The organism is Rudaea sp. (assembly GCF_036383415.1).
GTDB lineage: Bacteria > Pseudomonadota > Gammaproteobacteria > Xanthomonadales > Rhodanobacteraceae > Rudaea.
On sequence record NZ_DASVOK010000104.1, the window covers coordinates 1 to 7,305 of the forward strand.

The window sequence follows — 7,305 nt, forward strand, 5'->3', positions numbered from 1 at the left end:
CAAGGACAAGGAAAAGCAGCTCGCGCAGAAATCGGTCGAAGAGAAGAAGGCCTGAGCATGAACATCGTCGAACTCGCGACCCGACGGCGCGTTACCGTCGGCATGGTGACGCTCACCTTCGTTTTGTTCGGCTTCATCGCGCTGCTCGGGCTCAAGGTCAACCTGCTGCCGGACCTGACCTATCCGACGCTGACGGTGCGTACCGAATACGAAGGCGCCGCGCCGCTGGAAATCGAGAACCTGATTTCGCAGCCGGTCGAGGAAGCGATCGGCGTGGTCAAGAACCTGCGCAAGATCCATTCGGTCTCGCGTACCGGCCAGTCCGACGTGATCCTCGAGTTCGCCTGGGGCACGAACATGGACCAGGCCGGCCTCGACGTGCGCGACAAGCTCGACACCTTGCAGTTGCCGCTCGACGCGAAGAAACCGGTGCTGCTGCGCTTCAACCCGTCGACCGATCCGATCATGCGCCTGTCGCTGTCGATGACCAGTGGCGACAAGGACAAGAAGGCCGAGGTCAACGAAGCGCAACTGAAGCAGCTGCGTCGCTTCGCCGACGACGAGTTGAAGAAGCGCCTCGAGCCGACGTCGGGCGTCGCCGCGGTGAAGGTCGGCGGTGGCCTCGCGGACCAGGTCGACGTCGACATCGACCAGCAGAAGCTGCGCCAGCTCAACCTCAACATCGCCGACGTGACGAAGAGGCTCACCGACGAGAACGTCAACGTCTCCGGCGGCCGCATAGAGAACGGCTCGCAGCGCTACCTCGTGCGCACGGTCAACCAGTTCACCAACCTCGACGAGATGCGCAACCTGCTGATCAAGGTCGACAACGGCGTGCCGGTGCGGCTCAAGGACATTGCCGAAGTGCGCCAGGGCTTCAAGGAACGCGAAGGCATCGTGCGCGTCGACGGCCACGAGGCGATCGAACTCGCGATCTACAAGGAGGGCGACGCGAACACGGTCAGCGTCGCCGCCGCTGTCAAGAAGGGCTTGGCCAAGCTCAAGGACATCCTGCCACCCAACGCGAAGCTCGACACGATCGACGACCAGTCGATCTTCATCCAGTCCTCGCTCGACGACGTGCGCAACGACGCGGTCATTGGCGGTGTGCTCGCGATCCTGATCATCTTCTTCTTCCTCGCCGATTCGTGGAGCACGTTCATCATCTCGTTGAGCCTGCCGATCTCACTGATCACCACGTTTTTCTTCATGGGCCAGGCGAATGTCAGCCTCAACGTGATGTCGCTCGGCGGCCTCGCACTCGCGACCGGCATGGTCGTCGACGACTCGATCGTCGTGCTCGAGAACATCGCGCGCATGCGCGAGCATGGCGCGAGCATTCTCGAAGCGTCGGTGAAGGGAGCGAAAGAAGTATCGATGGCGGTGATCGCCTCGACCCTGACTACAGTTGCGGTGTTCTTCCCGCTCGTGTTCGTGCAGGGTGTCGGCGGGCAACTGTTCCGCGACCAGGCGCTGACCGTGACGTTCGCGATGCTGATCTCGCTGGTCGTCGCGATGACGCTGATCCCGATGCTGGCCTCACTCAAGGGGCGCGCGCCGCTCGCGTACAAGGAAGAAGAACCCTCGCCGGGCTGGCAGCCGAAGAGCGGCTTCGGCCGCGCGGTGAAGAAGATTGTCTCGCCGGTGTCGAAACTGTTCTTCCAGTGGATTCCGCGCCTGATCGCGACAATCGGCTTCGTCGTGTTCGGGGTGATCGGCAAGGTTGTCGGCAAGGTGCTGCGCACGATCGGGCGCTTCGTGATGATGCCGTACAACGCGGCCGCGCGCGCCTACCACGCACTTCTGCCAAAAGCGCTCGCGCATCCGTTTCTCGTACTGGGCTTTGCGACGCTGGCTTTCGTCGCGAGCTTGCTCGTGATTCCGACGCTCGGCATGGACCTGATCCCGCAGCTTGCCCAGGGCCGCTTCGAGATGACGGTGAAGCTGCCGCCGGGCACGGCGCTGGTCGATACCGATTCGCTCGTGAAGGAGTTGGAAAACGCGAATGCGAAGGATCCTAACATCGAGCTGATCTACGGCGTCAGCGGCACCGGCACGCGCCTCGATGCGACACCGACCGAGTCGGGCGAGAACATTGCGCGCCTGCTCGTCGTGCTCAAGCACGGTGTCGGAGAGAGGGGCGAGCGCGCGGCGACCGACGCATTGCGTGCGAGCATGAAGACGCACCCGGGCGCCGAGGTGAAGTTCTCGCGGCCGCAGCTGTTCAGCTTCGCCACGCCGCTGGAAATCGAGCTGCGCGGTTATGACCTCGCCTCGCTCGAAAAAGCCGGCAAGAAACTGACCAGCCTGATGAATGCCTCGGATCGCTTCGCCGACGTGAAGTCGACCGTCGAGGGCGGCTACCCCGAGATCCAGATCCGTTTCGACCAGGATCGCGCCGCGGCGTTCGGTCTGACCACGAAGCAGATCGCCGACCAGGTGGTCAACAAGGTCAAAGGTTCGGTGGCGACGCGCTACAGCTTTCGAGACCGCAAGATCGACGTGCTCGTGCGTGCGCAGGAAAACCAGCGCGGTTCGGTCGATGACATCCGCAACCTGATCGTCGGCTTTGCCCAGAGCGGCACGGCGAGCACGAGTGCGAACAGCTCGGGCAGCGGCTCGACGAGCGCGACCGGCAATTCCGGCACGTCGTCCACGGCGAGTTCGTCGGGCAATTCCTCGTCCGGCTCGACGGGCAGCAATTCGAACTCGCAGTCCACGACGACGGGAGGCGCCGCGGCCGGCACGCCGATCCGCCTGTCCGCAGTCGCCGACGTGATCTCGACGATCGGTCCCAGCGAAATCCACCGCATCAGCCAGGAGCGTGTCGCCATCGTCTCGGCGAACCTGCACTACGGCGACCTCGGCACGGCCGTGGCCGAAGTGCGCAAGCTGATCGCCGACAATCCGCTCGCTGCGGGCGTGACCACGCACATCGGCGGCCAGAGCGAGGAACTCGATGCTTCGACTAACTCGCTGATCTTCGCACTTACGCTCGCGATCTTCCTCGTCTACCTCGTCATGGCCTCGCAGTTCGAATCGCTGCTGCATCCGTTCGTCATCATGTTCTCGATTCCGCTCGCGCTGGTCGGTGCGGTGCTCGCGCTCAAGCTGACGTTCACGCCGCTCAGCGTGGTCGTATTCATCGGCCTGATCATGCTCGCCGGCATCGTGGTGAAGAACGCGATCGTGTTGATCGACCGCGTCAACCAGTTGCGCGAGGAAGGCGTGGCCAAGGCCGACGCGATCGCCCAAGCCGCGGAATCGCGCCTGCGCCCGATCACGATGACGACGCTGTGTACGCTGATCGGCTTTCTGCCGCTCGCGATCGGTCTGGGCGACGGCTCCGAAGTGCGCGCGCCGATGGCGATCACGGTGATCGGCGGCCTCGCCGTGTCGACCTTGCTGACCTTGGTCGTGATCCCGGTCGTTTACACCTTGCTCGACCGCCGCAGCGACGCGGTCTATCGCGAGCGCGGCGAGCGCAAGGCCAAGGCCGTGCTCGACGACGCGGCGATCGCGCCGCACGGGGCGACGCCGTGACAACCCATGTTGCTGGGAGGGGACGCGCATGACCCTTGCCGAATTGAGCCTCAAGCGTCCGGTCACCGCGATCATGCTGTTCGTGTCGATGACCGTGATCGGCCTGATCGCCGCGTTCCGCCTGCCGCTGGAGTCGATGCCCGACATCCAGTTTCCGTTCATGGTTGTCGACCTGCCGTACCAGGGTTCGACGCCGAGCGAGGTCGAGCGCACGGTGACGCGGCCGGTCGAGGAAGCGCTGTCGACGCTGACCGGAATCCAGCGCATGGATTCGGTGACGCGCGCGGACGGCGTGCAGATCCAGATGCAGTTCAAGTGGGGCCAGGACACCGCGGTGAAGGCGGTCGAGGCGCGCGGCAAGATCGATGCGATCCGCGCCGACTTGCCGAGCGACCTGTTGCGCTACAACGTATTCAAGTTCGCCTCGAACGATCGTCCGGTGCTGCAATTGCGCATCTCGTCCGATCGCGATCTGACCAACGCCTACGAGTTGCTCGACCGCGTGCTGAAGCGCCCGCTCGAGCGTCTGCCCGGCGTGGCACGAGTACAGATCGAAGGCGTCGCCCAGCGCGAAGTGCGCATCGAGATCGACGCCGATCGGCTGACCGCCGCCGGCGTCGGTCTCAACGACCTCTACCAGCGCCTCAACACGGCGAACTTCTCCGCATCGGGCGGCCTGGTCAAGGAAGGCGCGCTGCGTTATCACGTGCAGCCGGTCGGCGAATGGCGCAGCGTCGAGGAAATCCGCGACTTGGCGATCAACGACAAGGGCCTCAAGCTGTCCGACGTCGCTGACGTCGAGGTGATGCCCTCACGCCTGACCTATGCGCGCCATCTCGATCAGCGCCCCGCCGTAGCGGTGGAAATCTCGAAGGAGCGCAGTGCGAACCTCGTCGATGTCGGCACCCGCGTCATGGCCGAGGTCGAGCGCATCCGCGAGCAGCCGGAAATGCGCGGCATCCAGATCTACGCGCTCGGCAACCAGGCGAAGAATGTCACCGAGAGCCTGCGCCAGCTCGGCCAAGCGGGACTCGAAGGTACGTTGTTGTCGGTCCTCGTGCTGTTCTTCTTCCTGCGCGACTGGCCGTCGACGCTAATGGTCTCGCTCGCGATCCCGATCTGCTTTGTCATCACGATGGGCTGCATGCAGTTCTTCGGCATGACCCTCAACATCCTGTCGATGATGGGCCTGCTGCTCGCGGTCGGCATGCTCGTCGACAACGCGGTCGTCGTCGTCGAAAGCATCTACCACTACCGCGAGAAATACCCCGACAAACCCTGGTACTGCGCGGTGCAGGGCACCCAGGTCGTCGGCATCGCGATCGCCGCGGGCACGCTCGCCAGCGTGATCGTATTCCTGCCGATGGTGTTCGGCGAGAAGGACGACATCAGCGTGTTCCTCACGCAAGTCGCGGTGACGATGGCAATCGCGCACCTGGCCTCGTGGCTGGTCGCGGTCAGCCTCGTGCCGATGCTGTCGGCCAAGCTGCCGCCGCCGAAATTCATCGGCCGCAAGACGCTGGTGACGCGCATGCAGAACGCCTACGGCAATTTCGTCACGCGCACGCTGCGCCATCGGCGCTGGACCATGCTCGGCCTGCTCGGCCTGCTCGTGGTCAGCATCGTGTTGCCGGCTGCGCACACGAAGATGGACATGTTCCCGAACGGCGATCGCGACCAGCTCTTCCTCGGCTACCGCCTCAATGCGCTGTATCCGCTGGCGGAACTCAAACGCTCGGTCGATACGGTGGAGAACTACCTCAACGCGCATCGCGACGAATTCCACATCAAGAACATCTACAGCCGCTACGCCGAAGACGGCAACGACACGTTCACCTCGATCCTGTTCAAGGATGAGGATCGCGGCAAGATCGACACCAAGGCGATCATGGAAAAGATCCGCAAGGAAGGACCGAAGGTGCCGATCGGCGACATCGTGTTCGACTTCAACGGCAACGGCGGCAACGACAACAGCATCCAGTTCAGCCTCAACGGCGACTCGGGGCAGTTGCTGCGCGAACTGTCGGCGACGGTGATCCCGATCATCAAATCGCTGCCGAGCCTGCGCGACGTGCGCGCCGACCAGGACAGCGGCAACCGCGAGCTGGCGGTCCGCGTCGACCGCGAGAAGGCCCGATCCTACGGTTTCTCTGCCAACGACGTGGCCCAGTACATCTCGGTAGCGCTGCGTGGCGGCCAGCTCAAGGACTACCACAGCGGCCAGGACCAGCTGCAAGTGTGGATGCGCTTCCGCGGCGCCGACGCACGCGACCTCGACAGCCTCTCCGACTACAAGCTGCGCCGCGCCGACGGCACCCAGATTCCGCTCATGTCGATGGTGCAGGTGTCGACCAACAATGCCTCGTCGGTGATCGAGCGCAGCAACCGCCAGACCTCGCTTTCGATCAAGGCCAATCTCGCCGACGGCAAGACCGGCAACGACGCGCGCGCCGAGATCGAGAACGTGATGAACAAGGTGCAGCTGCCGCCCGGCTATAAATGGAGCTTCGGCCAGAATTTCGATCGCGACGACAACGCGGCGGCGAAGATGATGCTCAATCTCGTGCTCGCGCTCGTGCTGGTCTACGTGGTCATGTGCGCGATGTTCGAGTCGCTGATCTATCCGGCGGCGATCCTGACCACGTTTATCTTCTCGGTGTTCGGCGTGTTCTGGCTGTTCTGGATCACCGGCACGACGTTCTCGATCATGGCCTTCATCGGCGTGCTGATCCTGATGGGCGTCGTGGTCAACAACGGCATCGTCATGATCGTGCACATCAACCAGCTGCGGCACGAGGGCATGAATCGCGTCGATGCGCTGATCCAGGGTGCGAAGGACCGCCTGCGCCCGATCCTGATGACGATGGGCACGGCGATCCTCGGCATGGTGCCGCTGTGCATCAGCCGCACCGGCATCGGCGGCGACGGCCCGCCGTATTATCCGATGGCGCGCGCGATCGCCGGCGGCCTGATTTTCTCGACCATCGTCAGCCTGCTCGTTTTGCCGGTAATCTATTCGCTGCTTGATGATGCGAGCCTGTGGGCCAAGCGCGTGCTGCGCGATGCGCGCGCGCGTCGCGGTCGGGGCTTGCGCGCTGCCTGAGGCAGGGAAGTTCCGCGTTGCAAATCTTTTGAAGGGGGCTGCGTAGATGACGCTGGCGGAACTGAGCCTGAAACGCCCGGTCACCGCGATCATGGTCTTCGTCTCGATGACCGTGATCGGCCTGATCGCGGCGTTCCGCCTGCCGCTCGAGGCGATGCCGGACATCCAGTTTCCCTTCATGTTCGTCGACCTTCCGTACCCGGGCTCGACGCCGAGCGAAGTCGAGCGCACGATCACGCGCCCGGTCGAGGACGCGCTGTCGACGCTGACCGGCATCAAGAACATGAACTCGAATTCGACGCCGGAAGGCGCGCAGATTTTCATCGAGTTCAAATGGGGCCAGGACGCCGCGGTCAAGGCGGTCGAGGCGCGCGGCAAGATCGATGCGATCCGCGACCAGCTGCCGAGCGACCTCAAGCGCTATTCTGTGGAGAAATTCGGCACCGGCGATCGTCCCGTGCTCGGCATGCTGATCTCATCCGAGCGCAACCTGACCAACGCCTACGACCTGCTCGACCACAAGCTCAAGCGCCCGCTGGAGCGTTTGCCCGGCGTCGCGCGCGTGCAATTGCAGGGCGTCTCGCAGCGCGAAGTGCAGATCGAGATCTCGGCCGAACGCCTCGGTGCGGCCGGCGTCAGTCTCGACGAGTTGTACAAGA

General features: G+C 63.8%; 3 protein-coding genes. All 3 read left to right on the forward strand.

What is annotated here, in order from left to right; translation table 11 throughout:
• Nucleotides 1-57: 57 nt before the first annotated feature.
• Nucleotides 58-3,543, forward strand: a complete 3,486-nt coding sequence (locus VF497_RS03905) for an efflux RND transporter permease subunit (protein WP_330886329.1) — start codon at nucleotides 58-60, stop codon at nucleotides 3,541-3,543.
• 28 nt (nucleotides 3,544-3,571) lie between these two features.
• Nucleotides 3,572-6,646: an efflux RND transporter permease subunit gene (locus VF497_RS03910; protein ID WP_330886330.1), complete on the forward strand. Its 3,075-nt coding sequence runs from the start codon at nucleotides 3,572-3,574 to the stop codon at nucleotides 6,644-6,646.
• A 46-nt stretch (nucleotides 6,647-6,692) separates the two neighbouring features.
• Nucleotides 6,693-7,305: efflux RND transporter permease subunit (locus tag VF497_RS03915; protein WP_330886331.1), on the forward strand; the 613-nt coding region annotated here is incomplete at its 3' end.